The following is a 17512-nucleotide window of genomic DNA, read 5'->3' on the forward strand; positions in this document are numbered from 1 at the left end:
AGAGCATGTAGATGAGGATCTGAAGAATGCCGAGAGGATTGATCTCGCCGAGGCTGCTCATGTGTGAGGAACTCCTGATTGCGGGGATGGGTAGTGTTGCGTCGCAACGTCACTGAAAGTACGGCAATTCAGACAATGCGGTGCGGAATTTACCGATAATTCACTGTCCGCGAGTCGGGCGGCAGTGCAGGTAAGCGTCGGTGACGACGTCGAGAACGCGATTGCCGTGCGCATCGACCAGTTTTGCCGTGATGGTGACCAATCCTCGCGCGCGATTGTCGAACACGACGTTGTCGACGGTGACCTTTCCGCTCAGGGTGTCACCGGGGCGAAGTGGACGTAGGAAGCTCACGTCGCGCATGGTCTTTCCGGCGATCACGTTCCACTGGTCGTAGAGACTGTCGACCACCAACTTCTGGCAGATCGACAGGGTGTGCAGTCCGCTGGCGATCAACCCGCCGAAGACCCCGGACCCGGCGGCTTCCTTGTCGATGTGAAACCACTGGGGATCCCACTGGGTTGCGAACTCGACGATCTCTTCTTCGGTCACCGAATACGATCCCAATGGGATCACTTGGCCGATCTCGAGATCTTCGGCGAACACTGTGCGTTTGTGAAGGGCGGCCGAATCGTTCATGTCTGTGTGAATCTCCTGCGTGTTCCGGGTGTACTCGGAACATACTCCGGCAGTGTGTTCGAGTCGGTCTCCGGTGTCGTCGGGTAATCCAGGGTCACTAGAATCGTCACATGGTTGACGACGCGAAGATCGAGCCGAGGGCGCTGGCAGGAACGTGGCACTTCGAGCGCGACATCGTCGACCGCCTTTCCGGTTCCACCAAGCATGTCTTCGGAGAGACCACTATCTCCGACGCCGATGATGGTCGGATGCGCTGGTACGAGAGTGGAACTCTGCGTGACGGCGATCTGGAACTGCCCGTGTTCCGGACTCTGTTCATCGCCGAGCACGGCCTCGCGTGGGCTGTGACATTCGAGGACGGCAGAGAGTTTCACGACTGGGCACCGGGGGAGGAAGTCGTGCACCTGTGCGGTGCCGATACCTACCGCGGGCGAATCGACGTCACTGCCGGCGATCGATCGGCCTGGACTGTCGTCTGGACCGTGACGGGGCCGACCAAGGACTACACGATGACCACGCATCTCACCCGGCCCTGATCACAGCGTTCGCCAGTTATTCGACGCCGATCGTCACCTCGGTGGACTTCACGAATACCGTTGCAGCTTGGCCTGGTTCAAGGTCGAGATCCAGCGCGGCATCGCGGGTGATCGACGAAGTCACGATCTGGTTCCCGCCGTCCAATTTCACCTTGACTGTTGCCATGACGGTGCCGAGGTTGACCTCGGTGATGGTGCCGGTGAGTTGATTTCGTGTGGACAGTCGCATCTCTGAACTCCTGTGCTCTCGGGTAGTTGTATTTCGACCCTAAGCTGCCTGGCCCGTGGATACCCAGCGATTCCGCAGGTGCGGACATGCAGGCGAGAGAGTTGCGCGGATGATGTCGGCCGCCCGCGGTAGATTCCGGTCATGACTGAACCTGTGAAGGGCCCGGCGTCGTACTTTCCGTCGATCGAGAAGAAGTACGGTCGGCCGATCGGTGAATGGCAAGAGCTGATTCGAAGCTCAGAGCTCACCAAGCACATGGAATTGGTGAATTGGTTGAAGTCGGAGCACGGTATGGGCCATGGTCATGCGAATGCCCTTGTCGCGCATACGTTGAAAGAAGGCTAGTTCACTTCAGGTGGCAGTAGCGTCCAGCACCAACCAGCCGCCGTGATGCTCGAATACCTCGAACGGCACACCGGTCTGCCGGCCGACTGCGCGCAGCGACTCGAGATCGAAAGTGCGGATGTGGCCGTGGCACGCGGTGGCTTCGTTTTCGAAGGGGACGGCTATGACGACCCTCTGACGTGCGATTCGGAGTGCCTGCGCAATCACCGCTGCGCCGACTGAGTCGTCTACGTGCTCGAGGAGATGAATCGCGGTGACGGTGTCGGCGCTGTTGTCCGGAGCCGGGACTTCCCCCGCGTCGCAGATCACCGTGTCGATCTTGATGCCGAGTTCGGGGGCTACCGCGTCGAGCAGGATCATCGTTCCGGGCAGGATGTCCGTGGCGGTCACGTCCATTCCGGCGCGCGCGAGCCGAAGGGGCAGGAAACCGAAGCAGGACCCCAGATCGAGCACGGAGCCACGAACCAGTTCTTCGGCTTTGTCGTGGATCGGTGCGAAATCCGCAGTGCCGTCCAGTAGTTCGGCAAGCGAGTTCCGGTAGTAGGTGGTCCAGGATTCGAGAGCACCGTCCACGGTGGAGCGAACCAGACCGACCATCGTCAGCTCGAATTCGTCCTGACCGAACTCCGCGTCCTGAATCGACGAGGTAACTCCGGCGACGAGGCGCTCGCTCAGATCGGCCGGATTGAGGGAGTGCCGGACGTGGAGGCGACCGCCTCGACGATCGAGCGAGATCGGACCGGAATCGACCCGTTCGACGGTGACATGCCCGAACGACCACAAGCCCGGCGTCGACGGTGCCAGTGAATCCAGGACCGGTTCGTTTGTGGTGGTGGACATGATCACCTTTCTCGGGTGGCTGATGCTCTATCAGGTGCTGATGCCGGTCCGCAGGGACTGCGTACCTGTTTTCAAGAGTTCCGGTAGCTCGAGTGAATCGTCGGTGAGCCACTGCTCGTACGCCGACATGGCCACCCCGAGCAGAAGATAGCCGACGGTGCGTGGGCCGTGATCGGTCGGTTCGAGATTCATTCGTCGTGCGACGTAGTCGGCGACCACCTGTCGCCACCCTTCGTACATCACCACAGAGTATGCCTGAAGCGTCGGAACTTCGAGGATCAGTTCCATCCGTTTGCGATGTACCGCAGTCTCTTCCGGTGGAAAGGTGTTGAACGTCAACAATGCGGATTCGAGTGCGTCGACCAACGGGATGTCGGCGGGCAGTGAATCCAGGTGCTCGCGCATCTCGCCGAGATGCCCGTCGAAGTCTCCCCAGGGAACGGCGTTCTTGGACGGGAAGTAGCGAAAGAAAGTCCGACGCGCGATGCCGGCGGCGTCGGCTATCTGGTCGACGCTCACCTCGTTGAAGCCGACTGTGGAGAACAGCTCGATGCCGATCGTGCTGATTCCCTCCTTCGTTGTGGAGGGGCGACGACCTATCCGAGCGGACGGTTTCTTGCGGCTACGCATACTTTTTTCGCTCCATGTGTGTCATTCTGCACTCGATGCCATTACAGTGGTGAACCGAGTCACAGTGAAGTCCCACTAGTGACCACCAACTCCCAGGTTGGAAGTCTGATCTACAGACTTCCAGACGGAGTGCGAACGCAGGAGGAATCCATGTCAGATCGTGACAACAAGGCGCTCGAGAACGACCTCGTCGAGGAGTCCCTCGTGGAGGAAGTTTCCATCGACGGCATGTGCGGCGTGTACTGACCGTGTCTGCTTTGGATCTCGACGCGGGGTGGAAACTCCACCCGCAGGTAGCGCTTCGCCCCGAACCTTTCGGGGCGTTGCTCTACCACTTCGGAACGCGCAAGCTCTCGTTCCTGAAGAACACGACCATCGTTGCGGTGGTCAAGGCGTTGCCAGACCATCCTGATGTCCGGTCCGCACTGCGTGCGCAAGGCATCGAAGATGACGCGGCTCCCCAATATGCCCGTGCGCTGAGCACTCTCGCCGATTCGCACATGATCGTGCCTGTCTGAGCCAGACGCTCGCCCCCCACGTGCGGAACAGCCCTTCTGCACGTTCGCCCGCTTCATTTCTTCGCGAGGACACAGCCATGACCTCAGTTCTTGAACAGCCATCCCCACCCGCCAAGGTGGGTCGCCTCGTCGATCAGTTCGAACTCGGACTCGACGCCCCGATCTGCCTGACGTGGGAACTCACCTACGCTTGCAACCTTTCCTGCGTGCACTGCCTGTCGTCTTCGGGTCGTCGTGACCCCAACGAGCTGAGCACCGAGCAGTGCAAGTCCATCATCGACGAGCTGCAGCGTATGCAGGTGTTCTACGTCAACATCGGTGGCGGCGAACCGACGGTACGCTCCGACTTCTGGGAGCTCGTCGACTATGCGACGGACCACCAGGTTGGTGTGAAGTTCTCCACCAACGGCGTGAAGATCGATAAGAAGGTCGCCGCACGGCTCGCGGCCAGTGACTACGTCGACGTGCAGATTTCCATCGACGGTGCCACTGCTGAGGTCAATGATGCTGTGCGCGGGCCTGGTTCGTTCGCTATGGCCGAGCGCGCTCTCGCGAACCTGAAGGAAGCCGGCTTCAAGGACGCCAAGATTTCGGTGGTCGTCACGCGGCACAACGTCAGTCAGCTCGACGAGTTCAAGGCTCTCGCCGACAAGTACGACGCGACACTGCGCATCACCCGCCTGCGTCCTTCGGGCCGCGGCGCCGACGTGTGGGATGACCTGCACCCGCGTCCCGAGCAGCAGCGTGAGCTCTACAACTGGTTGGTGGCCAACGGTGAGGGCGTCCTGACGGGCGACTCGTTCTTCCACCTCTCCGCGTTCGGCGATGCACTGCCCGGTCTCAATCTCTGTGGCGCGGGCCGTGTCGTGTGCCTGATCGACCCGGTCGGCGACGTGTACGCGTGCCCGTTCGCGATTCACGATCAGTTCCTCGCCGGAAACATCGTGAAAGACGGTGGATTCCAGGAAGTTTGGCAGCACTCGGACCTGTTCGAAGAGCTGCGCTCGCCGCAGACCGGTGGTGCCTGCAGCAAGTGCAACCACTACGACTCCTGCCGCGGTGGCTGCATGGCAGCCAAGTTCTTCACCGGGCTGCCGATGGACGGCCCTGATCCCGAGTGCGTCATCGGAAACGGTGAAATGGCCTTGGCCGGCGCGGGAGAGATCCCCAAGTCCAGCGTCGACCACTCACGTTCCGGTCAACGTAAAACCCCGCGTGCATCGGTGCCACTGACACTGATGATGCGTCCCCCCGCCAAGATTTGTGACGAAAACCCGCTTGCGGGAATGTAAGTAGCCTTTCCGGCCACTTGCGATACGAGAGGTTTGACTGATGGCAAAGAACGCATTCTTCGAGACCGTCGCCGAAGCACAGCGACGTGCGCAGAAGAGGCTCCCCAAGTCCGTGTATGCGGCGCTGGTGGCCGGATCCGAAAAGGGCCTGACCGTCGACGACAATGTCGCGGCCTACAGTGAACTGGGTTTCGCTCCGCATGCGGCCGGCTTGCCGAACGAGCGAAACATGGCCACCACCATTATGGGGCAGGACATTTCGCTTCCGGTGATGATTTCGCCGACCGGTGTGCAGGCAGTGCACCCCGACGGCGAGGTAGCGGTAGCTCGAGCGGCCGCAGCACGGGGAACGGCGATCGGCCTGAGTTCTTTTGCCAGCAAGTCCATCGAAGAAGTTGCAGCGGCCAACCCGCAGGTGTTCTTCCAGATGTACTGGGTCGGCAGCCGCGACGTGCTCCTGCAGCGTATGGAGCGCGCTCGCGCCGCCGGTGCCAAGGGCCTGATCATCACCACCGACTGGTCCTTCTCGTACGGCCGCGACTGGGGCAGCCCGTCCATCCCCGAAAAGATGGACCTCAAGGCGATGTTCCAGTTCGCACCCGAGGGCATCATGCGCCCGAAGTGGTTGTTGGAGTTCGCCAAGACCGGCAAGATCCCGGATCTGACCACCCCGAACCTTGCGGCTCCCGGTCAGCCGGCGCCGACCTTCTTCGGTGCGTACGGCGAGTGGATGCAGACGCCGCTTCCGACGTGGGAAGACATTGCCTGGCTGCGTGAGCAGTGGGGCGGGCCCTTCATGCTCAAGGGCATCATGCGCATCGACGACGCCAAGCGAGCTGTCGACGCCGGTGTCTCCGCGATTTCCGTCTCCAACCACGGTGGTAACAACCTCGACGGCACCCCCGCGCCGATCCGCGTACTCCCGGGGATTGCCGAAGCCGTGGGCGATCAGGTGGAAGTTGTTCTCGACGGTGGCATTCGACGCGGCGGCGATGTCGTCAAGGCGCTCGCTCTCGGCGCCAAGGCCGTCATGCTCGGGCGCGCCTACCTGTGGGGCCTCTCGGCAAACGGTCAGGCCGGAGTCGAGAACGTGCTCGACCTTATGCGGATGGGCATCGACTCGGGACTGATGGGCCTTGGCCACTCGTCCATCACCGAACTGAGTCCGGCGGACCTGGTGATCCCGGATGGCTTCACCCGCACGCTGGGTGCGAGCTGAAACTCCGGCTCTGATCGAGCTGTGAGTTGAGCCTTTACGAACACACAACCCTGGCCGGACGCACCGTCCGGTCCAGGGTTGTTTTCGGTCCGCACGAGACCAATCTGTCCCTCGGCCGCGAACTTTCGGATCGGCACCGCGCCTACTACCAACGCCGTGCCGAGGGCGGTGCCGGGATCGTCGTCACGGAAGTGGCGTCGGTACTGGACAACGACTGGCCGTATGAGCGAGCACCGCTGGCTTCGGAGTGCGGCCCGGGGTGGCAGTCGATCTCGACGGCGTGCGCTTCGTACGGAACATTGGTTCTTGCCGGTCTCGGTCATACCGGGATGCAGGGTTCGAGCGCATATTCACAATCGGTGCTGTGGGGACCGTCGCGGGTAGCCGACCCGGTGACGCGCGAGTTGCCGTTGGCAATGGGGCAGCCGGAGATCGACCAACTGATAACCGGCTTTCGCGACGCAGCGGCGCTGGCGATCGCTTCGGGAATGGACGGCGTGGAACTCGATGCCGGCCCTCGAAGTATTCTGCGGCAATTCCTTTCGGGCCTGACCAATACTCGACGAGACCGATACGGCACTGATCGCGCTGCCCTCCTTCGTGAGGTCATCTCGGGAGTGCGTGAGGAACTCGGACCGGACCACGTTGTCTCCTTGCGGTTGTCCTGCGACGAGGAAGCACCGTGGGCGGGATTGACACCCGATCTTGCAGCAGGCTTTGCGCGTGAAGTATCTCCGCTCCTCGACCTCCTTGTCGTCGTCCGAGGTGGACTCTATTCGGCTGACCGATACCGTCCCGACTTTCACTGCTCGACGAACTTCAACCTCGCCCTGTGCCGTGACATCAAGGCCGCGGTCACGATTCCCGTTGTCCTGCAGGGGAGTGTCGTTGACGTCGCCGAGGCTCACGCGGCGCTGGAAATAGCCGAGTTCGTCGAGATGACGAGAGCCCAGATCGCAGACCCGGACCTGGTCGTGAAAGCCGCGCGCGGCGATCGTCCGCGGCCGTGCGTGCTCTGCAATCAGACGTGCCTCGTGCGTGATCCTCGCAACCCGGTCGTGACGTGCGTGGGGAATCCGAGCGCGGGTTTCGAGACGGTGGACCCCGATGAGCGAGAGCAGATTTCGACACCGGGAGCCGTGCTGGTCGTGGGGGGTGGCCCCGCCGGGATGGAGGCCGCGCGGATCTCGGCGGTGGCGGGACACTCGGTCACCCTCGTCGAGAGTTCATCGCAGTTCGGCGGCATGATCCGAACTTTCGCGCGAGGTGACGGCCGCAGCCGATTCAATCTCCTCGCGCAGTGGCTCGAGGACGAATGCCGTCGAAGCGGGGTGACGATGCGAACCGGGGTAGCGATCGACGCACAGGATCTCGACGGCGCACGCAGTCGGGGCGAGTTGGTTGTGGTTGCCACCGGTGGTGCTGCGAGGCCACCGGCATATCCGACCGACGACTCGGTTCGATGGCTGGATGCATCGGAAGCCCTCGAGAAACTCACTTCGGTGGGGCCGGGCCCGGTAGTTCTGATCGATCCGCTCGGTGGGCCGATCGCGGTGGCGCTCGCAGAAGCACTCGCAGCCAAGGGCAGCTGCGCCTCGATTGTCACCCCGGACACCATCGTCGGTTCGAGGCTCGGCGCGAGTGGCGATCTGGTCGGCGCCAACACCCGCATCCAGCAGGCCGGGATCACCCGAGTGCTCGCTTCGCGTGTCGTCGAAATCGCCTCAGGGGCCGTCTGGGTCGAACACGTCTACACCGGTGAGCGGTCTCGGCTCGAGTGCGAAGTGTTGATCGATTGCTCGCCCCGTCTGCCGAACGAAACCCTGAATGAAACCGGGAGTATCCGGGTCGGGGACGCGGTTGCCCCGAGAACTGTTCTCGAATCCATCCGCGAAGGGCGCTTTGCAGGGTTTACTACTAGAACGAGTTTCAATTCTGCAGAGAGGGCTATCTCATGACACAGGGTTCAGTTCGTTCGCTCGAAGGCCGCGTTGCGTTCATCACCGGCGCAGCACGCGGTCAAGGACGTGCGCACGCGGTCAAGATGGCGCGCGAGGGAGCGGCGATCATTGCGGTAGACGTGTGCGCGTCGGTGGCGTCGGACAATTCCTACGAGGCAGCAACTTCCGAGGACTTTGCCGAGACTGTGCGTCTTGTCGAAGGGGAGGGTGGGAAGATCCTTGCTCGCGAGGTCGACGTCCGTGACGGCGCAGCCCTCACTGCGGTGGTCAAGGACGGCGTCGAGCAGTTCGGGCGTCTCGACATCGTGGTCGCCAATGCCGGCGTCTGTAACTGGAATCGTTTCTGGGAAATGTCGGACGAGCAGTGGGAAACGCTGATCGACATCAACCTGACCGGAGTCTGGAAAACCCTCAAGGCCTCGGTGCCGGCGATCATCGAAGGTGGGCGCGGTGGATCGATCATCGTGGTCAGTTCGGTGGCGGGACTCAAGGCGTTGCCCGGTCAAGCGCATTACGCGAGCGCCAAGTTCGGTCTGGTCGGGCTGACGCAGGCCGCGGCAAAGGAACTGGGGGAGTACAAGATCAGGGTCAACTCGATCCATCCCTACGGAGTCAATACGCCGATGGGCGTCGACCAGGGCGCGCTCGAGGTATTTGCCAAGTTCCCGCAGTACCTTCCCAACTTCACTCCGATCCTCTCGGACATCGCTTTTGCCGAACCCGACGAGATTGCCGATACCGTTCTGTGGCTCGCCGGTGACGGTTCACGCACTGTCACGGCAAGTCATATCGCGCTCGATCAAGGAAACTCCAAGGTCTGATGACGCCGTACCCGCGCCTCTTCACGCCACTGCGCCTGGGCAACCTGACACTCCGCAATCGAGTCGTGTTCTCCGCACACCTGACCAATTACGCGGAGAACGGGTTGCCGACGGAGCAGCACGCGAGCTACTACGAGGCGCGGGCCCGCGGCGGTGCGGGTCTGATCATCACCGAGGAGCACTCGACGCATCCTTCGGATCGACCGTACGAGAAGATGATTGCAGGCTATCGGCCCGAAGCAATCGAGGGGTACCGGCGGATCACCGACGCCGTTCATGCGCATGGTTCGTCGATTCTCGCGCAGATCAACCACAACGGCGGTCAGGGTGCTGGAACCTATTCGCGATTGCCGCTGTTGGCGCCGAGCGCGGTCGCCGATCCGTTGTTCCGCGAGGTGCCCAAGGCCGTGGACGACGCGAACATCGCCGAGATACTCGCAGGGTTCGCTCTTGTTGCGCGCAACTGCGTCGCCGGTGGCTTCGACGGGGTGGAATTGCAGGCGTCGCAGTCGTCCATCGTGCGCGCCTTTCTCTCACCCTCGACGAACCTGCGCACCGACCGTTACGGCGGAGGCGTGGCAGATCGTGCGCGTTTTCTGCTCGAGGTGCTGGGGGTGCTTCGTGAGGCCGTCGGCCCGGATCGTGTGCTCGGCGTGCGCCTGAGTGGATACGAAGGAACGCGGGGTGGGATCGAACTGTCCGACGCGGTAGCCACCGCCCAACTCATCGAAGCCGACGGTCGTGTCGACTACATCAACACTACCGTCGGAATGGCAACGGAAACACTGCATCTGGTCGAAGCGTCGATGGCTGTACCCATCGGCTACGCCAACTTCGTCCCGTCTGCGATCCGGGAGGTGGTCGATCTTCCCGTGGTCGGCGTCGGCCGTTTCAAGACGCCTGAGCAAGCTGAAGCTGCGCTCGCGGGCGGTGTGTGCGATCTGGTGGGTGTGGTTCGTGGGCAGATCGCCGATCCGGATTTTGTGAACAAGGCGCGTGCCGGTCAGTCGGTGCAGGTGCGAACCTGCTTGTCCTGCAACCAGGAATGCGTCGGGCGGATGGGTCTGGGGCGTTGGTTGGGGTGCACCGAAAATCCGCGCGCCGGTCGAGAATCGGTCCCACTGCCGATGCCGCGGCGACGAGGTCGCACTGTGATGGTGGTCGGCGGCGGCCCTGCCGGCCTGCAAGCTGCGGCCACCGCGGCCCAGCGAGGTCATGCGGTGACGCTGTTCGAGCGTGAACGAAGACTCGGTGGACAGATTCTCACCGCCTCGGTGGTCCCCGCTCGCCGAGAACTTGCCGACCTCGTCCGAAATCTCGAATCGGAGTGTCGCCGAAGCGGTGTCACGATCGAGCTGGGTGTTGGAGCTGATCTCGCGATCGTGGAGGAGGGCGTGCCCGACGTGGTAGTGATCGCAACCGGGGCGCGGCCGGTGCGCCCAGCGTGGGCGGGTGGATCCGAGCGTGTGGTGGGTGTTCGAGAGGTTCTCGACGGCAAGATTTTGCCGAGTGGAACGGTGCTTGTCTACGACGAGTTGGGATTCCATCAAGGTACGTCGGTGGCGGAGTTCCTCGCTGATCGAGGCTGTGCGGTCACGATCGCGACCAACGGCATGGTGGTCGCGCAGGACCTGAGCATCACCTTGGATTTCGAGGCGTGGAACCGCCGGGCGTTCGAGAAGTCGATCATGCAACGGACGGATCTGATGGTGACTTCGGTGAGAGCTGGAGCCTCGCCGCTCGTGAGCTTGGTTCACCTTCCGACGGGTGTGGTCGAGGAAGTTGCGGTCGACTGGGTGGTTTTTGTAACGCAGCAGGAACCTGTCGACGAGCTATGGAATGCGTTGCAGGGAAGTTCTTTCGAGACTTTTCGAATCGGTGACGCTCTGTCGCCGAGACGTTCGCATGCCGCGGTCATCGAAGGTCATCGAATTGCGTTGTCGATATAAGTCGTCCGTTATGTCCCTGGTTATCGAAAGTATGTTCGATTAAACTTTCGGCATGGACAGTCGGGAAGCGTGGCAGTTGGATGGTGAGGGCCTCAAGAATGAGGTTCTGGATCTGGTGCGTGTCCGGCATGAGTTGCAGTCGCGGATGGTGTTGTTGATCGTGGAGATGTTTTCCCGTGAGGTTCTCGGCGGGAAGGGTTTTCGGGCGATCGCGCAGTGGTTGCATGGTTCGACGAATTTGGAGATCGGTGAGTGCAGCCTGCTGGTCAGTCTGGCGCGGTTGTTGTTGCTCGAACCTGTTGTCGCCGATGCATTCCACCGAGGTGACGTTGATGCGTTGAAGGCCCGTCAGGTGGCGTCCTTTTGTCAGCATCCGCCGAAGAACATGACCCCGGCCGATGTCGACAAGGCCCGCGGGATCCTGCTCGACCTGGCGTCGAAGAACATCGCTGATTGTGATGCGGTGCGGGCGGCGATCCGGCGGATCGAGAAGCAGTACGGCAAACGCGAAGACGGCGTCCCTGTGGGTGAGGATTCGGAGCGCAATGAGTTCTATGCCTCGAAAGGCCTGTACGGCAGAGTAACTGTGAAGGGTGATCTGGATGCGGTCAACGGTGCCCGTCTGATCACTCTGTTGTCGAGCCTGTCGGCGCCGACGCCGGAGAAGGACGGAGTGAAGGACACCCGCACTCCGGCGCTACGACGCGCGGACGGGTTCTGCGAACTACTGCGGCGGTACGAGCGGGCGGGGTTGGGTCCGATCGAGGGCGGGGTGAAACCGCACATCACGGTCACCGCGTCGGCGAAAGACATGACCGACCTCAAAGCCTTGAAGGATCTACTGCCGTCGACTCAGGAACTGGGGTTCGCCTGGACGGATTGGGTGGGCCCGATCAGCATCGATACCGCACGGATGTTGGCGTGCGACTGCACGGTCACTCGGATTTTGTTGGACGAGAATGGTGTTCCGCTCGAGTGCGGCAAGGAAGCAAGAACCGCGACGGTTCCGCAGCGACGTGCTCTTGCGGTTCGGGATGGTGGGTGTGCGTTTCCGGGGTGCGGGACTCCATCGGGGTGGTGCGATGCTCACCATATTGTTCACTGGAACGATGGTGGCCCAACAGATCTCGACAATCTGATCTTGTTGTGCGGTCATCACCATCGGACACTGCACCACACGGAATGGCGAGTCGAGATCGGCCCCGATCGGAAGACGGTGTTCTACCCACCGATGTCTGTTGATCCGTTCCAGCATCCGATCGGCGGGAACAGTCCACCGACTGCGGCGTGAACCGACATAACTGAAAAGGCCAGCGTGTGCACCGGGGAAGAATCATGCCCCGGTGTATTCGCATGCTGTGCTTCGGCGAAGTGGACCGGCACCAATACCATCGGGGGATGAGTTCTCCGCGTGACCTTGCCTCCATCCCGAGTCCGGCGCTCGAGGGCACTGCGCTCACCGTCGTAGTCCCGGTCGGTTCTTTCGAACAACACGGACCGCACCTGCCTCTCGATACGGACACTCGGATCGCGAGAGCAGTCGCACAGGCCCTGCCCGACGTCGTCGTGGCCCCGGCCGTCGAATACGGGGCGAGCGGAGAGCACGAAGGTTTTGCCGGCACTGTCTCGATCGGTGCCGAGGCTATGGAAATCGTCGTAGTCGAGTACGGAAGGTCCGCATTCCGGTGGGCGAAGCGGGTGCTGTTCGTCAACGGTCACGGCGGAAATGGACCCGCATTGGCCAAAGCGGTGGCACTTCTGCGGTATGAGGGGCGTGATGCCGCTTGGGCGCCGTGCGCTGTTGCGGGTGCCGACGCGCATGCCGGGCACACTGAAACGAGCCTATTGCTGCACCTTTCGCCCGATTTGGTGCACATGAGCCTTGCTGAGACCGGAAATTTGTCTCCTATCTCAGACCTGATGCCAGGAATGCGTTCGGGCGGTATGGTCGCTGTGTCGCAAAACGGCGTTCTCGGCAATCCAGTCGGGGCTACCGCCGAAGACGGCGCATACATCTTCGGTGAGTTGGTAGGACGCGTGACGGATGGACTGGCCCGGTGGGAGCCTGGTCCAGATGGGAGGCTTCGGTGACGACCACGACCGAGTGGGGGCGGACGGTCCACCTGCGACGGCTTTCGAGGCTGCGACGAGTTGCAGCACGACGGGCTACGTCCCTTACGATCACCTGATGCGACCAGCAAGACTCCCCGACGGCTTCGGCATTCGGTTGGACCCCAAGGTGCGCACGTACTCGGGTGGCCGGGTACTCATCGGCGGATCTCCGACGCGGATGCTCAAGCTGGCTCCGACGGCTGCGGCGATGATCGGTGACGGCTTCCTCGAGGTGGTCGATCAGCAGAGCGCTGCGGTTGCGCGACACCTTCTCGATTCGGGTGTCGCGAATCCTCGTCCGATGTCGACGCCGTCCGCTGCCGATGTCACGGTCGTGATTCCGGTCAAGGACAACCAGGCCGGCGTCGAACGCCTATTGCCCGTCCTCAAGGATCTGACCGTCATCGTTGTCGACGACGGTTCGGAAGTGCCGGTGGAGCCCCGTCGCGCCTGCCCGGGCACCGGCACCATCACAGTGGTCCGGCACGAGAGTGCCCGCGGACCCTCGGCAGCGAGAAACTCGGGATTGCGTTCGGCCCAAACACGTTTCGTAGCTTTCCTCGACTCCGACGTCATCCCGCGTGCCGGTTGGCTCGAGCTGATGTTGGGTCACTTCAGCGATCCAGGGGTTGCCCTCGTTGCGCCCCGCATCGTCGCCCTCGATCCATACGGGACGGCGCTGGCGCGGTACGAGAATATGCGATCGTCTCTCGACCTCGGACGCAAGGAAGCTGCGGTGAAATCGGGCAGTCCGGTCGCCTATGTCCCCAGCGCCGCCGTGATCGTCCGGCGCGACGTAGCGCTCGAATGCAACGGTTTCGACGAGAGTCTCGAAGTAGCCGAGGACGTCGATTTCTGCTGGCGCCTACAGGCTGCTGGTTGGCGCCTGAGGTACGAACCGGTAGCGCACGTCGCTCACGATCATCGAGTGCAGTTCGACAAGTGGTTCGCCAGGCGTGCGTTCTACGGGACGGGTGCGGCGCCGTTGGCTGCCAGGCACGAGGGTTCGGTTCCGCCGATGGCGATGTCGTTCTCGACGCTCTTCGCATGCATCGCCGCCGCAACACTGACACGTTCCGGTCTTGCCGGCGCACTCGGCGCTTTGCTGTTCACCGTCTACCGGCTGCGAAAAATGTTCACCGGTCTGAGTCAGCCCACCCGGATCGCGGCCATCCTCACCGCGCAAGGGTGTGTCGGCGGATTCTGGCAACTCGCATCGGCGATGTGTCGTCACTACTGGCCCGTGACGCTCTTGGCGGTGATCGCCTCCCGTCGAATACGACGACTGGCCGTCGCAGCGGCCGTCGCCGAAGGGTTGGTGGACTGGTATCGCCACCGTGAGCCAGGCGGACTGGGACCGGTTCGGTACGTCTTCTTCAAACGAGCAGACGACATCGCTTATGGAGCCGGACTCTGGCGTGGCGCATTCGACGCCCGCGACTGTGCGGCGCTGAAACCTCGAATCACCAAGTGACAGAAGCCGACTACGCAGATTTTCTGGTTGTCGGTGGTGGCACGTGTGGCTGCGTCGTCGCAGCCAGGCTCAGTGAAGATCCATCCGCCACGGTGATGCTCCTCGAATCGGGAAGCGGATACCGTTCGGCGCTCGAACTTCCGGACGTCCTGAGTGATCCGTACCGACTGCCGGTTGGACCTGCGAGCGAATACACGTGGACGTATCCGGTCGAGTTGACACCGCGTCGGGCGTCCACGATCGCGCGCGGGCGGACACTCGGTGGGTCCGGGGCTGTCAACGGCGCGTACTTCACCCGCGCAACCCGCGCCGATTTCGAAAACTGGCCGAGTTCGTGGCGATACGACGACGTATTGCCGTACTTCAAGAAGTCCGAATCCGATCGTGATTTCGAGGGCGAGTTCCACGGGAGCGGCGGTCCGATCCCGGTCGAGCGGCGAGCGTGGGACCAACTGCATCCACTGAGCGGTGAGTTCCAGGCCGCAGCACTCGCAGCTGGTTTTCCCGACGACGTCGACAAAAATGCGCCTGACTCGTTCGGCGTCGGCCGGGTGCCGCTGAACGTATCGGATCATCGTCGGATCAGTACTGCGGTCGCCTATCTGATGCCGGTGTTGCACCGCCCGAATTTGCGGGTGGAATCCGGCGTGAACGTCATTCGTATCGCATTCTCGGGAACCCGAGCGATCGGCGTCGACGTACTCGACGGCGGTAACGTCCGGCGCATTCGTGCCGACCACGTGATCGTGTGTTCGGGTGCGGTGGCGACGCCACATATTCTCTTGAATTCCGGCATCGGTCCGGCGGAACAACTTGCAGAGCAAGGAGTTTCCGTCATCCTCGACCGACCTGGCGTCGGCCAGAACTTCGTCGACCATCCGGAAGTGCTGCTGCCGTACCATTTTTCGACGCCCCGCACGATTCGATCACAGACTCCGGTGCTGGAGACGGCCCTCAATCTCGCCGAACTCGAAATCCGTCCGTACACTGCGTCTTTCACGGACCTGGTTCCTGGTGTGCCTCGCATGGATCACGGCGTCGGGGTGGTCCTCATGGCGCCGCGCAGTCGGGGAAGCATCGAACTGGCATCGGGGGATCCCGCTGGGGCGCCGCGTATTCGATACAACTACGTCGCGTCGGCGCACGATCGAGCTGCCATTCGGGAAGGGATGCAGATCGCCGAGAATCTTCTCGCGTCGATCGCCGAGACAGGATTGATCGACCGCCCCGTTGTGGAGTACACCGACGAGTGGATCGAATCCCGGCTAGGAACGTCGTTGCACATGTCCGGTAGCTGCGTGATGGGGGCTGAGTCGGACCCGTTCGCAGTCGTCGATGGTCGGTGCCGTGTGATCGGTGCGCAAGGGCTCAGTATTGTTGACACGTCAATCCTGCCGACGATCCCGACTCGCGGCCCGCACGCGACCGCGGTCATGGTCGCGGAGCGAGCAAGCGCCATCCTGCTCGGTGACGAGTGACCAGGAGCGGCAACAGGCAGGGGCTGAGAGGCAAACCGAATGGTCGTTCTCGCCGATGAGTTGTGATCGGCGTTACAGTGGTCCACGGAGCGGAGGAACGCAAAATATGGCACGTGAACAGGCTGTGTCCGGCAACCCGTGGGTGGCGGTCAGGCCAGGCGATGACGTCGCGTTACTAGCGCGGCGACTTTCGTCTGCCCATCAGTCGTTCATCGATGCCCGGGGCGTGCCCGGCCAAGGACTTACCGACGACTCTCATGTCCGTTCGGTCGTGCTCGAATCCTGGATGCGGAGCCGCAACAAGGGAGTAAATCCCGACGTTGTCGGCAACCCTGAAATGCTCGAAGGGCTCGAGCTCGAAAAGTATCGATCCGCGCATCCCATGTCCCTGATACGTCCAGTGATCCGGAAACTGCTGGTGGAAGATGCTGCCGAGACCGGCTTGCTGATCGCGATCAGTGACGCACACGGTCGACTGCTCTGGGTAGAGGGTGACAATTCGGCCAAGGACAAGGCGTTGTCCATGAACTTCGTCGAAGGCGCCGACTGGAGCGAAGATCGTGTCGGTACCAACGCGCCGGGAACGGCGCTTGCTCTCGATCACTCCGTACAGATATTCGGATCCGAGCATTTCAACCGAACCGTGCACGACTGGAGTTGTTCGGCTGCACCCGTCCACGACCCCACCACTGGGCAAATCCTCGGTGCCATCGACATCACCGGTGGACCCAGGGTCGCGGTTCCCGAAGTACTGTCGCTGATCCGTGCAACTGTTGCTGCCGCCGAATCGGAATTGCGATTCCACCTCTTGAACTCGCCCATCCCACTCAGCGCCACGGCTCCACGCCTCGAGACCTTCGGTGCAGGCCGGCCGACGTTGGTTCGCGGCGGCGACCGAATTCCGATTTCGCAGCGTCACGCCGAGATTCTCCTTCTGCTTTCCGAACATCCGGAGGGTCTCAGCTCCGACCACCTTGCAGTCCTGCTCGACGAGGGTGAACTCGACGCAGTGACCATTCGCGCGGAAATGTCGCGGCTTCGTAAGGTTTTCGGCGCCGACCGGCTGGCTTCGCGACCCTATCGGATCATCACGGAGTTCACGACAGACGTCGGCGACGTGCGCGCAGCGTTGGATCGTGGCGACGCGGCGACGGCGATGAAACTGTATTCGGGCCCCGTGCTGGCCGGCTCGGCCTCTCCTGGGATCGAAGAGGTCCGGGAAGAGCTGCGCACCAGGGTGCAGGCGGCTTTGCTGCGTGGAGGTGACGCCAACCTTCTGGCTCGGTGGACCACGTCCGTACACGGCCGCGAAGACTCCGTCGTGTGGGAGGCCTACCTGTCCACGTTGGATCCGCAATCTCCGCTGTATTCGCAGGTCCAAGCAAGAATTGATCTCCTCGACCGCCAATTGGGCATCTGAGATTCAGCTTCGTCTCTCGCACGCAACGTACTTGCAACGTTGCAACTCCTA

18 protein-coding genes are annotated in these 17512 nt (G+C 62.2%); 14 read left to right on the top strand and 4 right to left on the bottom strand.

What is annotated here, in order from left to right; translation table 11 throughout:
* Positions 1–160 precede the first annotated feature (160 nt).
* On the bottom strand, positions 161–637 hold the full coding sequence (locus ACFQ6H_RS15385) for a MaoC/PaaZ C-terminal domain-containing protein (RefSeq protein WP_378537738.1): 477 nt from the start codon (positions 635–637) through the stop codon (positions 161–163).
* 110 nt (positions 638–747) lie between these two features.
* Between ACFQ6H_RS15385 and ACFQ6H_RS15390 the strand changes: the two genes are divergently transcribed.
* Positions 748–1173 (top strand): DUF6314 family protein, encoded by a 426-nt coding sequence (locus ACFQ6H_RS15390; protein ID WP_378647052.1) that lies wholly within the window; start codon positions 748–750, stop codon positions 1171–1173.
* A 16-nt stretch (positions 1174–1189) separates the two neighbouring features.
* On the opposite strand, the gene ACFQ6H_RS15395 is transcribed toward ACFQ6H_RS15390, so the two are convergent.
* Entirely contained in the window at positions 1190–1402 is a 213-nt protein-coding gene (locus ACFQ6H_RS15395) for a molybdopterin-binding protein (protein WP_003942061.1), read from the bottom strand.
* A gap of 141 nt (positions 1403–1543) precedes the next feature.
* Here ACFQ6H_RS15395 and ACFQ6H_RS15400 point away from each other — a divergent pair, with 141 nt between their 5' ends.
* Positions 1544–1747, top strand: coding sequence for a DUF4287 domain-containing protein (locus tag ACFQ6H_RS15400; RefSeq protein WP_378447235.1), 204 nt, complete (start codon positions 1544–1546; stop codon positions 1745–1747).
* 6 nt (positions 1748–1753) lie between these two features.
* Here the strand turns inward: ACFQ6H_RS15400 and mftM are convergent, their stop codons facing one another.
* Both mftM and mftR read right to left on the bottom strand, forming a co-directional pair.
* Positions 1754–2587, bottom strand: coding sequence for a mycofactocin oligosaccharide methyltransferase MftM (gene mftM, locus ACFQ6H_RS15405; protein WP_378647054.1), 834 nt, complete (start codon positions 2585–2587; stop codon positions 1754–1756).
* 30 nt (positions 2588–2617) lie between these two features.
* Entirely contained in the window at positions 2618–3217 is a 600-nt protein-coding gene (gene mftR, locus ACFQ6H_RS15410; protein WP_317552370.1) for a mycofactocin system transcriptional regulator, read from the bottom strand.
* 150 nt (positions 3218–3367) lie between these two features.
* Between mftR and mftA the strand changes: the two genes are divergently transcribed.
* The 12 genes from mftA to ACFQ6H_RS15470 all read left to right on the top strand — a co-directional run bounded on the left by mftA (position 3368) and on the right by ACFQ6H_RS15470 (position 17461).
* Positions 3368–3463: a mycofactocin precursor MftA gene (gene mftA, locus ACFQ6H_RS15415; protein WP_063836238.1), complete on the top strand. Its 96-nt coding sequence runs from the start codon at positions 3368–3370 to the stop codon at positions 3461–3463.
* Positions 3448–3735 (top strand): mycofactocin biosynthesis chaperone MftB, encoded by a 288-nt coding sequence (mftB, locus tag ACFQ6H_RS15420; RefSeq protein WP_007728309.1) that lies wholly within the window; start codon positions 3448–3450, stop codon positions 3733–3735. Before mftA ends, mftB begins: the two co-directional genes overlap by 16 nt.
* Positions 3736–3812: 77 nt before the next feature.
* Positions 3813–5027: a mycofactocin radical SAM maturase gene (gene mftC, locus ACFQ6H_RS15425; protein WP_317552369.1), complete on the top strand. Its 1215-nt coding sequence runs from the start codon at positions 3813–3815 to the stop codon at positions 5025–5027.
* A gap of 40 nt (positions 5028–5067) precedes the next feature.
* On the top strand, positions 5068–6246 hold the full coding sequence (gene mftD / locus ACFQ6H_RS15430) for a pre-mycofactocin synthase MftD (protein WP_378638488.1): 1179 nt from the start codon (positions 5068–5070) through the stop codon (positions 6244–6246).
* 26 nt (positions 6247–6272) lie between these two features.
* Complete coding sequence (locus ACFQ6H_RS15435; RefSeq protein WP_378638492.1) at positions 6273–8204, top strand: mycofactocin system FadH/OYE family oxidoreductase 1; 1932 nt, start codon at positions 6273–6275, stop codon at positions 8202–8204.
* Complete coding sequence (locus ACFQ6H_RS15440; RefSeq protein ID WP_317552366.1) at positions 8201–9028, top strand: mycofactocin-coupled SDR family oxidoreductase; 828 nt, start codon at positions 8201–8203, stop codon at positions 9026–9028. The genes ACFQ6H_RS15435 and ACFQ6H_RS15440 overlap by 4 nt, the downstream gene beginning before the upstream one ends.
* Positions 9028–10977 (top strand): mycofactocin system FadH/OYE family oxidoreductase 2, encoded by a 1950-nt coding sequence (locus ACFQ6H_RS15445; RefSeq protein ID WP_378638495.1) that lies wholly within the window; start codon positions 9028–9030, stop codon positions 10975–10977. The genes ACFQ6H_RS15440 and ACFQ6H_RS15445 overlap by 1 nt, the downstream gene beginning before the upstream one ends.
* Positions 10978–11029: 52 nt before the next feature.
* Positions 11030–12268: a DUF222 domain-containing protein gene (locus tag ACFQ6H_RS15450; protein WP_378647057.1), complete on the top strand. Its 1239-nt coding sequence runs from the start codon at positions 11030–11032 to the stop codon at positions 12266–12268.
* A 107-nt stretch (positions 12269–12375) separates the two neighbouring features.
* Positions 12376–13068, top strand: coding sequence for a mycofactocin biosynthesis peptidyl-dipeptidase MftE (gene mftE / locus ACFQ6H_RS15455; protein ID WP_378647059.1), 693 nt, complete (start codon positions 12376–12378; stop codon positions 13066–13068).
* Positions 13069–13165: 97 nt separating this feature from the next.
* Positions 13166–14563, top strand: a complete 1398-nt coding sequence (mftF, locus tag ACFQ6H_RS15460) for a mycofactocin biosynthesis glycosyltransferase MftF (RefSeq protein ID WP_378537756.1) — start codon at positions 13166–13168, stop codon at positions 14561–14563.
* Positions 14560–16041 carry a mycofactocin system GMC family oxidoreductase MftG gene (mftG, locus tag ACFQ6H_RS15465; RefSeq protein ID WP_378548788.1) on the top strand — a complete coding sequence of 494 codons (1482 nt, stop codon included), beginning with the start codon at positions 14560–14562 and terminating at the stop codon, positions 16039–16041. Before mftF ends, mftG begins: the two co-directional genes overlap by 4 nt.
* 106 nt (positions 16042–16147) lie before the next feature.
* A complete protein-coding gene (locus ACFQ6H_RS15470) occupies positions 16148–17461 on the top strand; it encodes a helix-turn-helix domain-containing protein (RefSeq protein ID WP_019744245.1) in 1314 nt (437 codons plus the stop codon).
* Positions 17462–17512: the final 51 nt, after the last annotated feature.

Source organism: Rhodococcus sp. NPDC056506 (assembly GCF_042794945.1).
Classification (GTDB): domain Bacteria; phylum Actinomycetota; class Actinomycetes; order Mycobacteriales; family Mycobacteriaceae; genus Rhodococcus_F.